Genomic DNA, 17,407 nt, shown 5'->3' with positions numbered 1-17,407 from the left:
GCAGGGCCGGGAAGGGCAGGGCCAGGAGGAGCCGTACAGGGCAGGGAGGGAAGGGTCAGGTGCCGGACGTAGAGCTGTAGAACTGCGCAGGGTCGCCCGAGAGGGCGGCCTTGACGAAGCGGCTGGGGTCGTCGACCAGCACCTCGATGACCCCGGCCCGCACGCCGTCGAGACTGGCTCGTGCGACGTCGGCCGGGTCGATCTTGGGGGCGTCGCGTCCCGCCGTCATGTCGGTGTCCGCGGCGGCCAGGTGCACGCCTTGGACAAGGGTCTGCTGACCGGAAAGCTCAAGGCGCACGCTGTTGGTCATGTTCCACTCTGCGGCCTTGGCCACGGAATACGAACCTGTCCCTTCGGTGGCGACCCACGACAGCACGGAGAGGATGTTCACGACCGCTCCTCCGCCGTTGGCGGCGAGGATGGGAGCGAAGGCGCGGATGACCCGGAGCGTGCCGAAGAGGTGGGTTTCCAGGTCCTGCCGGATCGTGTCCAGATCGTCGGTCACGAGGTTGGCCCCAGTCGCGATGCCGGCGTTGTTGATCAGCAACGTGACGTCCTGTGCTGCCGCGGCGGCGTTCACGATCGATTTCTCGTCCAGCAGGTCCAGGTACAGCGGCGTGACCCGCGAGTCGGACGTGTCGATCAGCTCCGGGCGTCGAGCCGTGGCGTAGACCTTCCTGGCTCCCTGGGCCAGCAGCTGATCGACGAAGCGCCGACCGATCCCGCGATTGGCTCCTGTCACAAGCGCGGTGGAACCGGCAATGTCCATGTTCTTTCCTTTCGATGGGCGGTGGGAGATTCGCGTCCGCCCCGTGCCGCCTACGCTAAAACCTGACGTCGACGTGAAGGGCAAGTCGTGACAGCCGAGAGCACGAGCAGGAGGAGCCAGATGCGTATCGGCGAACTGGCCGATAGGGCCGGAGTCAGCACGCGTGCGCTGCGCTACTACGAGGAGCAGGGCCTTCTGTGTCCACGACGCACGGCCAGCGGTCAGCGCGTCTACCCGGAGTCGGCCGTGGACCGCGTGGCGCTCATCCAGCAGCTCTACACGGCCGGACTTGGCAGCCGTCTGATGGCAACCCTTCTGCCGGCCATCGACGCCCGCTACGTCGGTCCCCAGTTGCTCGACCGCGTGCACGACGAGCGCGTCCGTATCAGAGCGAAGGTCGCTGAATTGCAGGAAGCGGGCCGCCGACTCGATGTCCTGATCGATCTCGCCACACACCCGGACACGGAGGCGTGCCCGTCGTCGCTCGACCAGGCGCTCACTGGAGACTCCGCCTCAGCCTGAAGCCGATGAAACAACATCGAATCCGAGCACCGGACGGCATGCTGTCCCGAACCGCGTCAGAACGCACCCCGATTCCCTTCAGGACCTCATGGGACCTTGGGACCTCACCTGTGGATGCTGTCGAGTACGTCCTGGTACGCGGCACCGAAACAGTCGACCATTGTTTTGATCTCGGCGTCGGAACTGATCAGGGGAGGCGCGAAGGCGATGGTGTCGCCTATCGCCCGTACGAGCAGACCGTGTTCTGCGGACCTGGCCATCAGGGCCGCGCCCAGTCGGCCTTCCGCCAGACCGCCGGAGGCCGAGTCGAAGGTGACGGCGGCGAGGAACCCGTGTCCGCGGACGTCACGAACCAACTCCGCGCCGCGAAAGGCGTCAAGACCATCCGCGAGCATCGGTGCCATGGTCCGCACATAGCCCGGGATATCCCGCTCCATGAGAATGGCGAGGCTCTCGCGGGCGACGGCCGCGGCCACGGGGTGTCCCGAGTAGGTGAAGCCATGGCCGAATCCGCCGACGCCGCCGGAGCCGTTGACGAGTACGTCGACCACTCGCTCTCCCAGCATGACCGCGGAGATCGGTATGTAGGCGGAGGACAGTCCCTTGGCGAGAGTGACCATATCGGGACTGAGGTCGAATTCCGTCGTCGCGAACATGGAACCGGTACGGCCGAATCCCGTGATGACCTCATCGGCGATGAACAGGATATCGTGACGGGCCAGGACTTCTTGTACGCGCTGATAGTAGCCGTGCGGCGGGAAGATGACTCCTCCGGCGCCGAGTACGGGCTCCCCGATGAACGCGGCGATGGTGTCGGCACCTTCGTCGCTGATGAGATCCTCAAGTTGTGCGACAAGCCAGTCGACGAACTGATCAGACGTCAGGCCCTGCGCGGGCGGGGAATAGGGGTCAGGGCAGGGGATCTTCGGAAAATTCGGCAGTGGCATGCCGAATCCCTCGTGTATGTGGCTTATACCGGTGGCCGAGCCGGCCGCGACGGTGGTGCCGTGATAGCCGTTCTCATGAGAGATGATCTTCGTCCGCTCGGGGCGGCCCAGACTCCGGTGGTAGTACCAGGCGATTTTGAACGCGCTGTCGTTCGCTTCGGCCCCCGAGTTGGCGAAGAACGTACGCCCCATCGGTATCGGGGAAATCCGGGCGAGGTCATCGGCGAGTGCCAGTGAGACATCGGTGGTGCGGTGGTCGTAGGACGCGTAGAACGGCAGCCTGGCCAACTGGTCCGCGGCGGCCTTGATGAGCCGGGGCTCGCTGTAGCCGAGATTCGCGCACAGCATGCTGGACACGGCGTCGAGATAGGAACGCCCTTGGCTGTCCCAGACCTTCACGCCTTCGCCGCGCACGATCACATGCGGTTCTGTCTCCAGGTCAGGGGGTGTATGAGGTTCGAGCATCGTTGCCGCGCGTGGAGGCATGGGAACTCCTTGGGACAGGACTGGTACTTCCGTGATGTGTTCCGCTTCCGCGGTGCGTCCCGTGACGGCGAGCGCGGTGCAGTGGGGCGGCAGTGAGTCGTATGAGCGCCGTCCGCGCGGCGGGAGCGGTCAGGAATCCGGCTGCGCGGTCGCACGTTGGGCGACCGGGCCGTCATTCTCTGTCGATTCCCGGAGATTTACCTTCGGGGCATTTGTCCGTTTAGTGTACTCGGTTGAATGCTGCGCAGTGGGCGGGGAGCTGAATCACCCGAGCCTGAGCCCGGGTCCGGGCCCGAGTTGGGAGCTGGAGCTCCCGCCTGCTCGTGCGGGGTTGACTCATCTTGATGCATATACAACACTGTGGGCGTGAGTACTTCTTCCATAGACGAGATCGTTGGTGACTGTCTGGCGGTGCGCGTCCGGCTGATCGGCCGGGCTCTCACGAGCCTCTACGACGGCGCCCTCGGCGGTCATGGTGTGACCATCGCCCAGGTCAACCTGTTGGCCGCGCTGGGCAAGGTCGGCCTGTGCACGCCGTCGAAGCTCGGTGACGTGCTGCAACTGGAGAGATCCACGGTCAGCCGGAATCTGAATCTGCTGGTGAATCGCGGCTGGATAGAGGTCTTGTCGTCCGATGCGAAAGGGATACGGGAGGTTGCGCTCACTCGTGCCGGCCAGGCCAAGATCGAGTCCGTGATGCCCGAGTGGCGGGAGGCTCAGCGGCAGGCCGCGCGGCTTCTCGGGGTGACGGGCGTGAGCGCGGTCCAGGATATCGCGAGCGGTATGGGGTACGCCCCGGGCGCCTAGAAAGTCAGGGTTGGCTCTGACGTATCTCAACAGGCGAATGTTGCATATACATCAAGAAAGGGAAGGGTATGAAAGATTTCTTCGCGAACAAGGTGGTGCTGGTCACGGGTGCTTCACGAGGGATTGGCAGAGCCGTCGCGCTCGCATTCGCTGGAGAAGGGGCGCAGCTGGTTATCGCGGCCCGCTCGGCCGACCGACTTGCCCAGGTGGAGAAAGAAGTCCGCGATCTGGGTTCGGAAGTGCTGTCGGTGCCGACCGATGTGACCTCCCGTGATGCTGTGACAGCCCTGGTGGACGCTGCGATGAACCGGTTCGGAAGAATCGACGTGCTGGTGAACAACGCTGGGATCGGAAAGGTGGGCGGTATTGAATCCGCTGCGTTCGAGGACGATGTTCATCAAACACTGCAGGCGAGTCTTTTCGGGATGATCAATGTGACGCAACGTGTCCTCCCGATACTTCGGCAACAGAGGTCGGGAACGATCGTCAACATGTCGTCCGTTATGGGGCGCAAAGCGTTTTCTCGATTCGGTTCATACGCGATCGTGATGCATGCGGTCTCTGCGTTCTCGGACAGTCTTCGCCAGGAGCTGGCCGACAGCGGTATCCGGGTCTCGGTGATCCACCCGGCACTCACCGCCACCGATCTGTTGAGGGAGGCTGAGGAAGCCGAGATGCCTCCCCCGTTCCGACACATGACTCCGCTGTCATCAGAAGATGTCGCGCGGGCTGTGACGGAAGCGGTCCGGAGAGGGAAGCGACGTGTCGTGCTGCCGCGAACGGCGAATATGCTGCTGCTCGGCGAGGCTTTGTCACCTGGCATCGGCGACTTGATCGCCACCGCTCTGACGCAGCGGCCCGTCGCCAGATTGCTCGGGATGAGCCGCGGGAAGACTTATCACGAAACGATCTTGAGTAACCCAAGCCGATAAAGCGACCTTGGTGAAATCCATGGAGTGGTCGAGACTCGGCTGAGCCCGGAGTGCCTGTCAGGGGAGAAGCGAGCCGAAGGCGCCTCACACGTTGGCATACAGCTTCGAATCTGAGCGTGGAGAGGCATCTGCGTCGCTTGACTCGGCGTGAATTTCGAGCCCTTGGCATCACCGCCCCGCTGGACGCCGAGGAATTCGGCACCACCGGCGACCGAAAGGCCAGAGTCCGGTGACCTACGAAAAACTGAGAGGTGTGGGAGATGGTCCACGATGACAGGCTGTTCCTGATCACGGGCGCGACCGGCAAGACCGGGAGCGGCACGATCGAACTGCTGCTGGAGCGCGGTCACCGCGTCCGGGCGATGGTCCACCGGGAGGACGAACGCTCCCGCGCGCTGGCCGAGGCCGGCGCCGAGGTCGTCGTGGCCGACTTCCTTGACCTGGATGCCGTGACCGCGGCCGTGCAGGGCGTGGCCGGTGCCTATTTCTGCTACCCGATCCTGCCGGGCCTGGTGGAATCGACCGTCATCTTCGCCCAGGCGGCGACCGAGGCGGGTGTCCGGTCCGTGGTCAACATGTCGCAGATCTCCGCCCGCCGCGAAGCCGGCAGCAACGCCGCCCGGCAGCACTGGCTGGGCGAGCGACTGCTGGACCGGACAAGCCTGGTGACCACCCACCTGCGGCCGACGTTCTTCGCCGAGTGGCTGAAGGTGTGGTGGGAGATGCGGGACGGCGAAGGATTCCTGCGGCTCCCGTTCGGCGAAGGACGGCATGCCCCGATCGCGTCGGCCGACCAGTCCCGCGTGATCGCCGCGGTGCTCGCCGACCCCGAACCGCACGACCGCGCGGTCTACACCTTGCACGGCCCGGTCGAGCAGAACCACTACGACATCGCCGATGCCATGGCCGGCGCGCTCGGCCACCCGGTGCACTACGAGCCGATCACCGTTGAGGAGTTCGCCTCGGCCATGCTCAAGCGCGGGCTGCCCGAACATCTCGTCCAGCACCTCGGCAACGTCGCCGTCGACTACCAGAACGGCGTCTTCGCCGGTACCAACGACACCGTCAAGAACATCGGCGGACACGCCCCGCTCTCGGTCGAGCAGTTCGTTGCCCATGACCGGTCATACTTCGACACCAGCGGCCCCTATTACGTCCCCGCCCCCTGACGCGGCCGTTCTCATACGCGGCCTCCACAAGATCGCGGCATCGCGAACGTGGCGGAATGCACTGCTCGTTAGGTCTGAAGTCCTTCAGTGGCCCGTGTGGTTCCCTGCCCACACCGTGGGGGTCCGGCCCGACCACGGGCTTGCCTGTTCGAGTTGTCCGGCGAGGCGGAAGAGGCGGCCTTCGAGCCCGTATCCGGCGGCGAACTGCATTCCGATCGGGAGCCCCGTCTCCGCGTCGGCCGTCACGGGCACGGACATGGCGGGCGTGCCCGCCACATTGAACGCCGCGGTGAACGGCGAAAGATCGAAGAGGCGGCGAAGCCAGCCAAGGCCGTCCAGTGTCTCCGCACCCTCCGCATGGGTGCCCAAGGGCAGCGGAAGCTCCGGCAAGGTCGGGGTGAGCAGCATGTCGTGAGCGTCGAAGTACCGTGCCAGGCTTCGGGCGACCCGGTTGCGCATCGCGAGAGCGGTGACGAACTGGGCGCCACTGACGCGCTGTCCGTAGTGGTAGCCGGCAAGGGTGGGCGGTTCGAGGGTCGAGGAGTCGACGGGCCGGCCGAAGGCGGCGGCCAGCTCGTCGACCGAGGCCGTGAGATTCGCCGTCCACTGACGGGCGCCGGCCAGGACGAACTCCTCCCAGTCGACCCCGAGGCCGACCTCTGCCTCCTCCACCTGGTGGCCGAGGGATTCGAGCAGCCGCACGGTGCGGGAGAGGGCGTCGGCCACCGGTGCGGTGGTGCGGTGTCCGCCCCACGCCTGGGTGAGGACACCGATCCGCAGCGAGCCCGGGTGGCGGGTGACCTCCTCCGCGTACGGCCGGGACGGCTCCTGGGCGAAGTAGGGGTCACCCGGTTCCGGGCCTCGCATCTGGTCGAGCAGCGCCGCACTGTCGCGTACCGAGCGGCTGACGCTGCCCTGCACGGCCAGGCCGTTGAAGACCTCGTCGAAGTCGGGGCCCGCGGAGACCCGGCCACGGGTGGGCTTCAACCCGAAGAGGCCGTTGCAGGCGGCGGGGACGCGGATCGAACCGGCGGCGTCGGTGGCGTGCGCGATCGGGACCACGCCGGCGGCGACGGCCGCCCCCGCGCCCCCGCTGGATCCGCCCGCGCCGCGCGCCAGGTCCCACGGGTTGCGGGTCGCGCCGTACAGCACTGGTTCCGTCGTGTTGCTGTAGGCCATCTCCGGTGTCGCGGTACGCCCGAACGTCACAAGGCCGGCGCGACGGAAGCGCAGCATCAGGGAGGAGTCGGCGCCGGCGACGTTGCCGGCCGCGAGACGGCTGCCCAGCTCCATTCGCCGCCCGGCCATGGAGACTCCGATGTCCTTGATCAGGAACGGGACGCCGGCCAGCGGTGTGCTGCCGGGGACGGGCACGTCGTCGGCCGGCCATGTCTCCACGACGGCGTTGATGCGCGGATTGACCGCCCGCGCGGCCTCGCGTGCGGCTGCTTCCAGTTCGGCGGGGGTCACCTCGCCCTTGGCCACCAGCTCCGCGAGCCCGACCGCGTCGAAGCTCACGTACTCGGCAATCCTCACTGTCACTCCCAGCGGAAAGAGCGGTACCGAAGAGTACCGTGTGATACCCATCGGTATCGCATGGAACGGACTGGTACCGTAACAAGGGTTGAGTGGCCCCACAACGGGACCCTGACGTCACGGAGCAGTTATGGCAGCAAGCGCCGGCAGGCCGAGCAGGGTGGCGAAACTGCCGCCTCGTGAGCGCATCCTCGACGCCGCGGAAGAGCTCTTCCAGAGCGAGGGGATCCGGCGGGTGGGCGTCCAGACGATCGCCGAGCGGGCCGAGACCACCAAAATGGCGATCTACCGGCACTTCGAAACCAAGGACGCGCTGGTCGCGGAGTGGCTGCGGATCGTCGCCGCCGACTACCAGGCGGCCTTCGACCGGGTCGAGGCCGAACACCCCGGCCGTCCCAGGGACCAGATCCTTGGCCTCGCCCGCTTCATCGCCGAGGGATTGCCGGCGATCTCACACCGGGGCTGCCCGTTCATCAACTCCATCGCCGAGCTGCCCGACCGCTCCCATCCCGCACGGCAAGTGATCGAGAAGCACAAGGCCCACCAGACCCGCAGACTGGTGGGCATGTGTACCGAGGCCGGGCTGTCCGACCCCGAGCAGGTTGCGGCCGCGATCACCTTCGTACTGGAAGGCGCGCAGGTCAGCACACACAACGGAAGCATCGATCAAGCGGGGGACCGTCTGATGAGAACCGTCGAGGGGATCCTGGCCCAGCACCGCTCCCCCCTCGGTCCCTCCCGGGCGGCCACCGACTGACCGCCCCGCACATGGGCCGCTGTGACGGGTCGGTCTTCCGTCAGAGGCGGACCCAGGGGCTGCAGACGGTGTCGGCGCCGGCCCGTCCGGTGCAGACCTGGTAGCTGAGGGCGGGTGCGCTGCGGGCCATGTTCTGTTCGCCGCAGCCGGTTGTGACACCGTTGGCATCGCTGACGGTACGTGTGGAAGTGCCGCCCGTGGAGTTGCGGTACCTGTAGTGGGTGCGCACGCCCCAGTTGTCGGCGTTCGTGTCGCAGGCGTAGACGCGCAGGCCATCGCCGTCGGCTCCGCCGTAGCCGCGGGCCTGGCCCTCGGCCTGAATGGTGTACTCGCTCGCCGAGGCGGCGGTGGCGGTGAGCAGGAGGGTGCTGGCCACCGTGGCGGCGGTCAGCAGGGCCCGGGTCGTGTGTCGCATACTCATCTCCCCTGTGAGTGCGGAAATCCCCTGTGGGCGGGTCTTGCCGGGGCGTCCCGACATGGACGCCGGGGGTACGGGTGAGCGAAGGGATTCCGGAGAATGTGTCCGCTCGATCGCCCCCTGGACCGGCAGGCCCATCTGGGACATGGCCCTGGCAGAGCCCCAATTAAGCCTGTATAGAGGATTTATCACCCCGGAGAGTTACCGATGGGATATGAGTCCCATGCCGGGCGGGAGCCGCTCCGAAGCCGTCTGGAACCGCACCCCCCACCACCATTCACCTGTAGCTGAACGGCAACTTCACCGGCACCGGGTTCATGGGCGGCGTACCGGGGTCGCGGACGGGCTCGTGCGGGTGGGTTTGTACGGGTGGGTTTGTACGGGTGGGTTCGCGGGCGGGGCGGGGGCTCCGTCACCCGTCGATGCCAGGGCAGGTCCCTTCGCGCCACTCGGCCGAGTACAGCCTGGTCCCGCGCGGGAACGGTTCGCCGTCCTCGTCACCGGTTCCTTCCGGGCGGACCGGCTCCGTGCCGGAGGAGCTGTCCAGGTGGATACAGAAGCGCGACCCCGTGCCCTGCGCCGACACCTCGTACTCCATGTCGTTCGCCTTCGCCGTCACGGTGAGCCAGGCCGACGCGCCCCGGCCATCCGAGGCGCGGGCCAGGGCGTCGTCGATCGGGTTCTCGTCGTAGAGGCCGTAGGTGGCGCCGTCCACGTTCTCGACCGCCTCCCTCACCGCTTCCCTCAGCTCCGACTCCGACCAGGCCGCGGTCAGGTAGAGGTTGAGGCCGACAAAGCCGCAGAACGCGAAGAACAGACTCAAAACGAACCAGCGTCCCCGGTGCTGCTCCGCGAACAGGCCCCCCAGCAGGAAGCCGGCCGCCACCATGAACGCCACGATGACGACGGCGAGCGCGCCCCCGGCGTTGCCCTCCCCCTCGGCCAGGACCAGCACATCGGTCGCCGCCGTCGTCACGCGGTCTCCGGTGCGGAACATGACCCCCCTCTCACCCGCCATCCGGCCCGGTGAGGACCGACGGTCCACGACAGCATGCCGCCAGCCTACGTCGAGTCAACAAGACTGCCAACGAGGCGAGTTGGGCCCGAGGCGCGGACACTCCGACCCGGAAAGGCGCCCACGCTGGGAGCCCCGCCCCGCCTGGCCCCGCCTGCCCTGCCCCGCCCGCCCCCGGCCCTGAGGCGAGGATTCGGCGGTCGTCGCGGCCATGGCGTCCGAGGGCGTGGGCGATGTTGGCATGGCCGGTCCAGGCCGTTTAGCATCGCCGGTCATGGACATCTCGCTTGTCCGTTCGCGATGGCGGGCCGTACTCGCCGTGTTCGTCGTGCTTCCGTGGGGGCTGGGCCTGCCGTTGGCGGCCCTCACATTCGGGTTGGACGCCGTCGCGGGGCAGCCCGATGTGCTGGGCACCGCGATGGCCGTGGCAGCCGGTGCGGCGTCCTTCGCGACCGTTCCGGCTCAGGTGCAGACCGTTCGGGCTCTGCTGTCCGGACCCCGGCTGACTCTGGAGACCGACGCCCTGGTCATCCACGACCCCGTGTTCCTCCGCGAAGACGCCCGGATCGCGCGCGAGCGAATCGCGGAAGCCGATCGGCTGGACTGGAAGGACGCCGAGGCCAGCTTCCGCGTCGGCTACGACACGACCGAGCTGACTCCGTTCCGCGAACCGCTGAACGTGGAGGTACGGCTGCGCGGCGACCACGGCTTCGCCTCGGCCCGAAGGCTTCACCATGGCACCTGGATCTGGCGCTTCGCCCGCAGATGGGACCGGTCCCCGCGGTTTCCGGTGCCGGGCGACCGCTACCGAAGGATCCGGATCCGTGCCAGACACCCGGTGGACGCCCTGACCGCCCTCACCGAATGGGCCACCAGCTCAGCCGCTCCTGACGCCGCGCGCCCTCCTCACGGAACGTCAGACGAGCCCCACTAGCACGCCACCGTCTCTTCGAACGACGTGCCGGCCGGACCGTACCCGTGACGCGTTTCAGGAGATGTCACGCTCGCTGCGTCCCCACCGCCACTTCAGCCTCAGCTCTGGCCTGAGACCACTTCTGCCAGGCGGTTCAAGGTCTTCTCAAGGATCGTCCAATGCCCGCCGATCACACTCGCCCCAGTTTTCAACCAGCTCCCGTTCCCACCATCTCCCGGCATCTCCAGGACCGAGGAGCGAAACGATGCCGCGCCGGCGAACGGATCGCTCGGGACGCAACGAAAGGTGACTATGAGTTCAACAGGTGCGGCAAGTCTTCACAGCTTTCAGATCTTGGGGCCCATACGGGTCCGTCTCCATGACGAGGCCGTCTCCATCGGAAGCCCCAAGCAGCGGACACTGCTCCTGGCACTGCTCCTCAACCTCAACCGTCCGGTGTCTCTGGACTGGCTCACCGGCGCGTTGTGGGAAAGCGAGGCGCCCATCTCGGCCGTGGCGAATCTACGCAGCTACGCGAATACCCTTCGACGCGTTCTGTCCGTTCTGGACGATGTCGAAATCGTCGGCAAGGGCCGCTCCTACCAACTTCTGGCCGCCCCGCAGCGGCTCGACCTCACAAGCTTCGAGCAAACGGCACAGAGCGGGCGGGCCGCACTGGCGCGCGGCGACCTCACGGCGGCCATGACACAACTACGGGAGGCGATCGACCTCTGGCGGGGCCCCGTCGGGCAGGGCATCGACTGCGAAAAGCCGATGGCGGCCCGACTTGCCGCCCTGCGTGAGCAATACATGACCGTACTGGAGGACCACGCCGAGGCCGGTATCGCTCTCGGCGCCTGCGCCGAAGCGGCTTTCGGGCTGCGGGTCCTGCTCGGGGACGAGCCCCTGCGGGAGCGCTCCTGGGGCCTGCTCATGCGGGCGGTGTACGGCTCCGGAGACACGGCCGGCGCGCTCTCGGTCTACGCCCAGGCCCGCACCCAACTGGTGCGGGATCTGGGTATCGAGCCCAGCGAGGAACTACGGCACGTACACCAGGCCATATTGAATCGTGCCCCGCTCCCGTTACCCCGGCACAGAGAGCTCTCGTCACCCCGGCACAGGGAAGGGGGCACTCCCAGCCCGACAGCTCCGGCCGGATCCTCCCGTTCGCTCGTCGCATCGCGGCGCGGCCACACGGTGCCACGGCAACTGCCCCGTCCCATGCTCTTCACCGGACGGGAGCGAGAGACAGCGGATGTGGTGGCGGCCCTGAACCGTGACGAGGGCTTCGCGCGGATGACGGCGATCAGCGGCCCACCCGGAGTCGGCAAGTCGGCACTGGCACTCCAGGCCGCCTACGCGGTCGCCGATCGCTTCCCCGACGGACAGCTCTACACGGACCTCGGAGACGTGGAATCGCCGGAGACCCCGATGAGAACGAGGCGCCTGCTCACCGGCTTTCTCACGGCGCTCGGGGAACCAGCCCCCGCACCGACCGTGAGCACGGGCGAGACCGCGGCGCATTTCCGTTCCGTCACGGCCGGCCGCTGCCTGCTCATGGTCCTGGACAATGCCCTCGACGCCGCACAGGTGCGTCCTCTGCTTCCCACCGGGCAGCACTGCGCGGTGCTGGTCACCGGCCGGCGCAGTCTCGCCCTCGACCACGCACAGCACCTGACGCTGGATCCTCTCACCACGCAAGAGGCGCTGGCGCTGCTCGCCGAACTCATCGGTGCCCGTCATATGGCCGCCTCGCCCGAGGCGGCCGAGGAGATCGTCAAGCACTGCGCCCGTCTGCCCGGCGCCATACGAGGCGTTGGTGAACTCCTGTCAGGCCGGCCGGAGTGGGGATTGGACCACCTCGCGGAGCAGCTACGCGCCGGGACCGGCCGTATCGACGATCACTCCTCCGCCGGGCACGGACTGAGCAGTTGGCTGCGCGCGATGTACGAGTCGGTCGATCGCACCGACCCGCAGGCCGCACAGCTCATGCGGGCCCTGGCCCGTCACCGTGATTCCGAGATCACCCCAGCGATCGCCGCCGAGTTGGTGGAGACGTCCCCGGCAGCGGCGGAGCTGCTGCTGGACCGGCTGAGCGACCACCGCTTCCTCAACAGCCTGGGACCCGGCCGCTATCGCCTGCCCCATGTCTTCCACACACTGTCCGCCACCCTCGGCTGAAAGGGAGGCCGAGATGCCGAGCCTCATCGTCGTCGCTGCCGCTGTCGCCTGCGCCATCCTGCTCACCATCGCCGGCCTCTGGTGGCTGCGCCGTCAGTACGCGGTGGTCACCGTCGCGGGGACGAGCATGGAACCGACGTTCCGCTCCGGCGAACGCGTCGTCGTACGCCGTATCGCCACGCACCGCCTCACGCGAATGTCGGTAGTCGTCGTACGTGACTCGGTGCACCTTCAGGGGCGGATACCGGAGGCCGTGCGCCCGAGGCAGGACCGCCAGTCGACGACCGCGGGGTGGGCAGGCCCCTGCCTCATCAAACGGGTGGCCGCCGTCCCCGGCGACCCGGTGCCCCGGGACACCGTGCCCGCCCTGCGTGACGCGCCTGAATCAGCTGTGCCCCCGGGCCGGGTGGTTCTGCTGGGTGACAACCCGGACCAGAGCTACGACTCCCGCGTCCACGGTTACTTCTCGACCACGGAATTGCTTGGACGCGTCGTCAAACGATTCGATGGCTGACAGGCAGTCTGTATGTTGCCTGTATCAAGTTTATACAGGCCATGTCTAGCATATAGGGCAGGCTATTGTTGCGGCGACGGGGAGATTTAATCATGCGGAATCTTGCGACCGGATGCGAGTTTCTGCTGGGGGTGGTCTTTCTGGCTGCCGCACTCAGCAAGTCGCGAAATCGGTACTCGTTTCTTGAATTCGTGGGATCGATAAAAGACCTGAATATCGTTCCCCGGTCCCGTGCTCGCGCCATGGCGATGACGGCACTCGGCATCGAATTCATGGTGCCCGTACTGCTCGCCTTCTCCTTTCTCCCGGTGGGACCGCTTCGAGAGGAAGCGCCGGTACTTCGGGCCGGCGCACTGGCCCTGAGTCTCGGTCTGCTGCTCGCCTTCAGCTCCGTCATCGCGCACGCTCTCAAAAACGGTACCCAGACGCCCTGCAAGTGCTTCGGAGGCCGCGGTGCGGTGCTGGGCGTGCGCCACATCGTCCGCAATCTGCTGCTCTCCACGATCGCCGTCGTGGGAATGCTTGGCAATCTGCTGGCCGGGGAGAGCGGCGAGGCCGTTTTCGGGAAACTGCTGGCGGCCGTCACCGGAGTCGTCCTCGCGAGCTTCTTCGTTCTCTTCGACGACATCGTAGAACTCTTCATTCCCACTCGATCAACTGGCTCGCCCAAGGGCCCGCGCCTGCCCGTGCCGCAGATCCGGGACCCACGAGGCTGACATAGTTGGGAAAAGGATCAACCATGCCGTATCTCATCGTTCTGGCTGCCCTGCTTGGACTGCTGTGTATTCTCAATCTGGTCTTCACCTACGGCGTCATCATCAGACTGCGCGAGCATTCCCAGTTGCTGGCAGAGGGCCATGGACAAGACGTATCGGATCCGACCGGAAATCGCCCACGCCCCATGGGAGACGAACCGTCGGAGTTCAGCGCCATGACGCTCGACGGGGAAACGGTCTCACGCGACTCCCTCACCGGCCCGGCCGTCATAGCCTTTCTGTCGCCGGGATGTGTTCCCTGTGAGAAGGCGACGCCGGAGTTCCTCAGCTACGCAGGCACAGTGCCCGAGGGCCGAGACCGCGTCACCGTGGTCATCTCGGGCTTCCCGCCGGAAGCCACCAAATACGCCGCACAGTTCACCGGCGTCGGACGGGTCATCGTGGAGGAACCCGACGGGCCGGTACAGTCCGCTTTCGCCGTCAATGGATTCCCTGCCTTCGCCGGGCTCGACGTCGACGGTGCCATTACCGTGTCATCCCGCAGGGTCGCTGATCTTCCCACGGCGGTATCGAGGTGAGACGGCTCTCCCGGCGGCCCGAACACGACACGGGCGGCCGAGTCCGGCTGAGGGACGCGGTGGCCGCGCTTGTCTTCGCCTGCCGTGCCGCTCCCTTTGCCGTCGCCTTCCTTTTCCTGGCAGGCATGTTCCTCGGCACTCTGCCGGTGCTGTCCGCCTGGCTGACCAAACTTCTTCTCGACGGCATCACGGCGCGGCCCGCCGGTGAGCTGAACCACTTCCTCGCGCTGGCCGCCGCGCTGGCGGCCGGCGGAGTGGCCACCGTGCTCCTTCCCCATGGCGCCGTGTTCGCCGGCAACCTGCTGACACGCAGTGTGCAAATCGCCATCAGGGAACGTCTGTTCACCAAACTGGGCACCATGCACGGGCTGGCGCAACTGGAGGATCCGCCCTTCTACGACCGGCTCATGCTCGCTCAGCAGTCCGGGAGCGAGAGTCCGGGCCGGTTTCTCACCGGCCTGCTCGGCATTTTGCAGGCAGGTATCACCCTGGGCGGGTTTCTGATCACGCTCGGCCTGCTCAGCCCGGTGATGGCGGGTGTGGTGATCGCGGCGGTGATCCCCGCGCTCCTCGCCGAGAGGGCTCTCAACAAGCGCCGGGCCCGGCTACGGCGGCGGCTGGGGCCCGCCGAGCGCAGAGAGATGTTCTACACGGATCTCCTCCGCGATCTGAAAACCGCGATGGAAGTCCGCCTGTTCGGCATCTCGGATTTCCTCCGCGACAGGATGCTGGGTGAACTGCGCACCATCAACTCCGCCAGGGACCGGCTCGATCGGCGCGTGCTGCGCACACAGGGCGGATTGTCGCTGCTGTCCGCGGCCGTGGCCGGCGGCGGACTGGTCTGGGCGGCCCACGCGGCGCTGTCCGGACAATTCTCCGTCGGTGATGTCGCGATGTTCATCGCCTCGGTGGCCGGTACGCAGGGATCCCTCGCCAACCTCGTCAGAAGCCTGTCCACGATCCATGACTCGCTGCTGATGTTCCACCATTACCAGGAAGTGATGCGTACCCCGTCCGCCCTTCCCGTGCCGGAAGAACCGCGTACGGTGCCACCGTTGCGACACGGTATCGAGTTCCAGGACGTCTGGTTCCGCTACTCCGACGACCAGCCGTGGATTCTTCGGGGCGTCGACCTGTTCCTCCCGAACGGACAGGCCACAGCCCTGGTCGGCCACAACGGCGCGGGAAAGTCCACGCTCATCAAGCTGCTCTGCCGACTCTACGATCCCACTCGCGGAGCCATTCTCTGGGACGGCATCGACCTGCGCGCATTCGATCCGGCGGAGCTACGGGAACGGATGAGCGCGGTATTCCAGGACTACACCCGTTACGACCTCACCGTGAAGGAGAACATCGGACTCGGTGATCTCTCCGCCCTTGAGGACGAACCACGCCTCACGGCAGCCGCCCGGCGCGGAGGCGTCCACGAGGTCGTCACCCGGCTCCCGCACGCCTATGACACCCTTCTCAGCAGGATGTTCCAGGACTCCAACAGCGACGACCCGTCCTCAGGAGTGCTGCTGTCCGGAGGACAGTGGCAACGTCTGGCCCTGGCCCGCGCCCTTCTCCGCGGCGAACGGGATCTGCTCATACTCGACGAACCGAGTTCAGGGCTCGACGCCGAAGCCGAATACGAGATTCACCAGCATCTCAGGGATTACCGCGCAGGGCGTACCAGCCTCCTCATATCCCATCGCATGGGCTCCGTCCGGGACGCCGTCCGGATCGCCGTACTCAGTGAGGGCAGGATCGTGGAGCAGGGAAACCATATGGAACTCATCGCCCTCGGCGGAATATACGCCCGACTCTTCCGTATACAATCGCACGGGTACCGTGAGAAGCAATCCACGGAGCCAGAGCTGACCAATTGAAAACCGCGGAAAGACAGCGGAAAGGCGACGGAAAGGCGGCGGAAGGCAGCGGAGAGGAAAAAGGACGGGGTCAGCCCCGGCTTCCTGGACGGAGGCCGGGGCTGACCTGTCACTCGTCGCTCTCGGATCAGGCGGCGCAGGTTCCGCAGCCGGCGTACCAGGTGTACTCGTACACGCCGTTGCAGATCCGGTCGTACGCCAGACGGTCCTGCCAGAACGAGCAGCTGGAATCGCAGTGAGAGTACTGGTCGTAACACGCGGCCGGGGCGGCGGCTGCCGTGACCGAGGGGGCCACCATACCCACCATCCGTGTACCCATCGTCTCAATGATCTTGAGCATGAGAATTCCTCCCGTCATCGCTTCTGCAAGCGAAGGAAATTGACATTTGTAAAGCTAGCCGCAGAGGAGACGAGAAAAATACAATCTAAATACAGCGGTTCCGTCCCATGATCCGGATCCGGAGAAACACGGGGGCTCCGACCTCACGGCCGCGCTTGCTTCGGCAGGGTGAGGATTTCGGCTCCGTCGTCGGTGATGGCGATCGTGTGCTCGCTGTGTGCCGTCCGGCAGCCTGTCGCACTTCGGAGCGTCCACCCGTCGGTATCGGTGACGAGTAGGGCGGTGTCCGCCATGACCCACGGCTCCAGTGCCAGCAGCAGCCCGGGGCGCAGTTTGTATCCACGGCCAGGCCGTCCGGTGTTCGCGACGTGGGGGTCCTGGTGCATCGTTGATCCGATGCCATGACCTCCGAACTCGGTGTTGATCGGGTACCCCGCCTCGCTGAGGACCGTGCCGATGGCATGGGAGATGTCACCGATGCGGGCCCCGGGCCCGGCGGCGGCGATCCCCGCGGCCAGCGCGCGTTCGGTCGCACTGATCATCGCGACGCTCTCCGGGGGTTTCGTGTCGCCCACGATGAAGCTGATGGCGGCGTCCGCGGCGACTCCGCCTCTGGAGACGGCGAGGTCGAGTGTCAGCAGATCGCCGTCGGCGAGCTTGTAGTCGTACGGCCGTCCGTGGAGCACGGCGTCGTTGACGGCCGTGCAGATGTAGTGGCCGAACGGGCCGCGGCCGAAGGATGGCTCGTAGTCGACATAACAGGACAGCGCTCCCGCCTCGACGATCATGGCCTTGGTCCACCGGTCGATGTCCAGAAGGTTCGTGCCGATCGTGCTACGGCTCTTCAGCGTCTCCAGGATGTCGGCGACCAGGGCGCCTGTGTCTTTCGCACGGGCCAGTAGGGTGGGATTCAGGATCTCGATCATGGCGCCCTTC

The 17,407-nt window shown here is 66.5% G+C and carries 18 protein-coding genes; 11 read left to right on the top strand and 7 right to left on the bottom strand.

Annotation, left to right across the window (positions count from 1 at the left end):
- Positions 1-55: 55 nt before the first annotated feature.
- The gene (locus tag OG214_RS06270; RefSeq protein ID WP_405984081.1) at positions 56-769 is read right to left on the bottom strand and encodes an SDR family oxidoreductase; all 714 of its coding nucleotides are present in this window, start codon (positions 767-769) and stop codon (positions 56-58) included.
- Between the two features lie 120 nt (positions 770-889).
- Between OG214_RS06270 and OG214_RS06265 the strand changes: the two genes are divergently transcribed.
- Positions 890-1,291 carry a MerR family transcriptional regulator gene (locus OG214_RS06265; protein WP_405984080.1) on the top strand — a complete coding sequence of 134 codons (402 nt, stop codon included), beginning with the start codon at positions 890-892 and terminating at the stop codon, positions 1,289-1,291.
- 104 nt (positions 1,292-1,395) lie between these two features.
- On the opposite strand, the gene OG214_RS06260 is transcribed toward OG214_RS06265, so the two are convergent.
- Positions 1,396-2,724: an aminotransferase gene (locus tag OG214_RS06260; protein ID WP_405984079.1), complete on the bottom strand. Its 1,329-nt coding sequence runs from the start codon at positions 2,722-2,724 to the stop codon at positions 1,396-1,398.
- Positions 2,725-3,090: 366 nt separating this feature from the next.
- On the opposite strand from OG214_RS06260, the gene OG214_RS06255 reads away from it, so the two are divergent.
- The 3 genes from OG214_RS06255 (at position 3,091) to OG214_RS06245 (ending at position 5,632) form a co-directional block, all read left to right on the top strand.
- A complete protein-coding gene (locus OG214_RS06255; RefSeq protein ID WP_382857002.1) occupies positions 3,091-3,531 on the top strand; it encodes a MarR family winged helix-turn-helix transcriptional regulator in 441 nt (146 codons plus the stop codon).
- A gap of 68 nt (positions 3,532-3,599) precedes the next feature.
- Positions 3,600-4,463, top strand: coding sequence for an SDR family NAD(P)-dependent oxidoreductase (locus tag OG214_RS06250; protein ID WP_405984078.1), 864 nt, complete (start codon positions 3,600-3,602; stop codon positions 4,461-4,463).
- Between the two features lie 260 nt (positions 4,464-4,723).
- On the top strand, positions 4,724-5,632 hold the full coding sequence (locus OG214_RS06245) for an NmrA family NAD(P)-binding protein (RefSeq protein ID WP_405984077.1): 909 nt from the start codon (positions 4,724-4,726) through the stop codon (positions 5,630-5,632).
- A gap of 84 nt (positions 5,633-5,716) precedes the next feature.
- Here the strand turns inward: OG214_RS06245 and OG214_RS06240 are convergent, their stop codons facing one another.
- Entirely contained in the window at positions 5,717-7,168 is a 1,452-nt protein-coding gene (locus tag OG214_RS06240; RefSeq protein WP_405984076.1) for an amidase, read from the bottom strand.
- A gap of 130 nt (positions 7,169-7,298) precedes the next feature.
- Here OG214_RS06240 and OG214_RS06235 point away from each other — a divergent pair, with 130 nt between their 5' ends.
- Complete coding sequence (locus OG214_RS06235) at positions 7,299-7,925, top strand: TetR/AcrR family transcriptional regulator (RefSeq protein ID WP_405984075.1); 627 nt, start codon at positions 7,299-7,301, stop codon at positions 7,923-7,925.
- Between the two features lie 40 nt (positions 7,926-7,965).
- On the opposite strand, the gene OG214_RS06230 is transcribed toward OG214_RS06235, so the two are convergent.
- Together OG214_RS06230 and OG214_RS06225 are read right to left on the bottom strand one after the other, a co-directional pair.
- Complete coding sequence (locus OG214_RS06230) at positions 7,966-8,340, bottom strand: hypothetical protein (RefSeq protein ID WP_363080186.1); 375 nt, start codon at positions 8,338-8,340, stop codon at positions 7,966-7,968.
- A 415-nt stretch (positions 8,341-8,755) separates the two neighbouring features.
- Positions 8,756-9,340: a hypothetical protein gene (locus OG214_RS06225; protein WP_405984074.1), complete on the bottom strand. Its 585-nt coding sequence runs from the start codon at positions 9,338-9,340 to the stop codon at positions 8,756-8,758.
- 292 nt (positions 9,341-9,632) lie between these two features.
- Between OG214_RS06225 and OG214_RS06220 the strand changes: the two genes are divergently transcribed.
- The 6 genes from OG214_RS06220 to OG214_RS06195 all read left to right on the top strand — a co-directional run bounded on the left by OG214_RS06220 (position 9,633) and on the right by OG214_RS06195 (position 16,131).
- Positions 9,633-10,292, top strand: a complete 660-nt coding sequence (locus OG214_RS06220; RefSeq protein ID WP_405984073.1) for a hypothetical protein — start codon at positions 9,633-9,635, stop codon at positions 10,290-10,292.
- A 333-nt stretch (positions 10,293-10,625) separates the two neighbouring features.
- Positions 10,626-12,452: a BTAD domain-containing putative transcriptional regulator gene (locus OG214_RS06215; RefSeq protein ID WP_405984072.1), complete on the top strand. Its 1,827-nt coding sequence runs from the start codon at positions 10,626-10,628 to the stop codon at positions 12,450-12,452.
- Positions 12,453-12,465: 13 nt separating this feature from the next.
- On the top strand, positions 12,466-12,966 hold the full coding sequence (locus OG214_RS06210) for a S26 family signal peptidase (protein WP_405984071.1): 501 nt from the start codon (positions 12,466-12,468) through the stop codon (positions 12,964-12,966).
- Positions 12,967-13,058: 92 nt separating this feature from the next.
- Positions 13,059-13,682 carry a MauE/DoxX family redox-associated membrane protein gene (locus tag OG214_RS06205; protein ID WP_405984070.1) on the top strand — a complete coding sequence of 208 codons (624 nt, stop codon included), beginning with the start codon at positions 13,059-13,061 and terminating at the stop codon, positions 13,680-13,682.
- A gap of 23 nt (positions 13,683-13,705) precedes the next feature.
- Positions 13,706-14,260: a TlpA family protein disulfide reductase gene (locus tag OG214_RS06200; RefSeq protein WP_405984069.1), complete on the top strand. Its 555-nt coding sequence runs from the start codon at positions 13,706-13,708 to the stop codon at positions 14,258-14,260.
- Positions 14,261-14,385: 125 nt separating this feature from the next.
- Positions 14,386-16,131 (top strand): ABC transporter ATP-binding protein, encoded by a 1,746-nt coding sequence (locus tag OG214_RS06195; protein WP_405984068.1) that lies wholly within the window; start codon positions 14,386-14,388, stop codon positions 16,129-16,131.
- A 127-nt stretch (positions 16,132-16,258) separates the two neighbouring features.
- Here the strand turns inward: OG214_RS06195 and OG214_RS06190 are convergent, their stop codons facing one another.
- Positions 16,259-16,471 carry a hypothetical protein gene (locus tag OG214_RS06190; RefSeq protein WP_363084982.1) on the bottom strand — a complete coding sequence of 71 codons (213 nt, stop codon included), beginning with the start codon at positions 16,469-16,471 and terminating at the stop codon, positions 16,259-16,261.
- 143 nt (positions 16,472-16,614) lie between these two features.
- The gene (map, locus tag OG214_RS06185; protein ID WP_405984067.1) at positions 16,615-17,397 is read right to left on the bottom strand and encodes a type I methionyl aminopeptidase; all 783 of its coding nucleotides are present in this window, start codon (positions 17,395-17,397) and stop codon (positions 16,615-16,617) included.
- Positions 17,398-17,407 lie beyond the last annotated feature (10 nt).

The organism is Streptomyces sp. NBC_00872 (genome assembly GCF_045161915.1).
Classification (GTDB): Bacteria; Actinomycetota; Actinomycetes; order Streptomycetales; family Streptomycetaceae; genus Streptomyces.
Note: the sequence above shows the minus strand (reverse complement) of the source record. Positions and strands in the feature narration are given on the sequence as shown.

Bases quoted from the DNA above. Each gene is read 5' to 3' on its own strand.
- OG214_RS06270 (WP_405984081.1), bottom strand. From the start codon at position 769: ATGGACATTGCCGGTTCCACCGCGCTTGTGACAGGAGCCAATCGCGGG.
- OG214_RS06265 (WP_405984080.1), top strand. From the start codon at position 890: ATGCGTATCGGCGAACTGGCCGATAGGGCCGGAGTCAGCACGCGTGCG.
- OG214_RS06260 (WP_405984079.1), bottom strand. From the start codon at position 2,724: ATGCCTCCACGCGCGGCAACGATGCTCGAACCTCATACACCCCCTGAC.
- OG214_RS06250 (WP_405984078.1), top strand. From the start codon at position 3,600: ATGAAAGATTTCTTCGCGAACAAGGTGGTGCTGGTCACGGGTGCTTCA.
- OG214_RS06245 (WP_405984077.1), top strand. From the start codon at position 4,724: ATGGTCCACGATGACAGGCTGTTCCTGATCACGGGCGCGACCGGCAAG.
- OG214_RS06235 (WP_405984075.1), top strand. From the start codon at position 7,299: ATGGCAGCAAGCGCCGGCAGGCCGAGCAGGGTGGCGAAACTGCCGCCT.
- OG214_RS06230 (WP_363080186.1), bottom strand. From the start codon at position 8,340: ATGCGACACACGACCCGGGCCCTGCTGACCGCCGCCACGGTGGCCAGC.
- OG214_RS06225 (WP_405984074.1), bottom strand. From the start codon at position 9,340: ATGTTCCGCACCGGAGACCGCGTGACGACGGCGGCGACCGATGTGCTG.
- OG214_RS06220 (WP_405984073.1), top strand. From the start codon at position 9,633: ATGGACATCTCGCTTGTCCGTTCGCGATGGCGGGCCGTACTCGCCGTG.
- OG214_RS06210 (WP_405984071.1), top strand. From the start codon at position 12,466: ATGCCGAGCCTCATCGTCGTCGCTGCCGCTGTCGCCTGCGCCATCCTG.
- OG214_RS06205 (WP_405984070.1), top strand. From the start codon at position 13,059: ATGCGGAATCTTGCGACCGGATGCGAGTTTCTGCTGGGGGTGGTCTTT.
- OG214_RS06200 (WP_405984069.1), top strand. From the start codon at position 13,706: ATGCCGTATCTCATCGTTCTGGCTGCCCTGCTTGGACTGCTGTGTATT.
- OG214_RS06195 (WP_405984068.1), top strand. From the start codon at position 14,386: ATGTTCCTCGGCACTCTGCCGGTGCTGTCCGCCTGGCTGACCAAACTT.
- OG214_RS06190 (WP_363084982.1), bottom strand. From the start codon at position 16,471: ATGCTCAAGATCATTGAGACGATGGGTACACGGATGGTGGGTATGGTG.
- map (WP_405984067.1), bottom strand. From the start codon at position 17,397: ATGATCGAGATCCTGAATCCCACCCTACTGGCCCGTGCGAAAGACACA.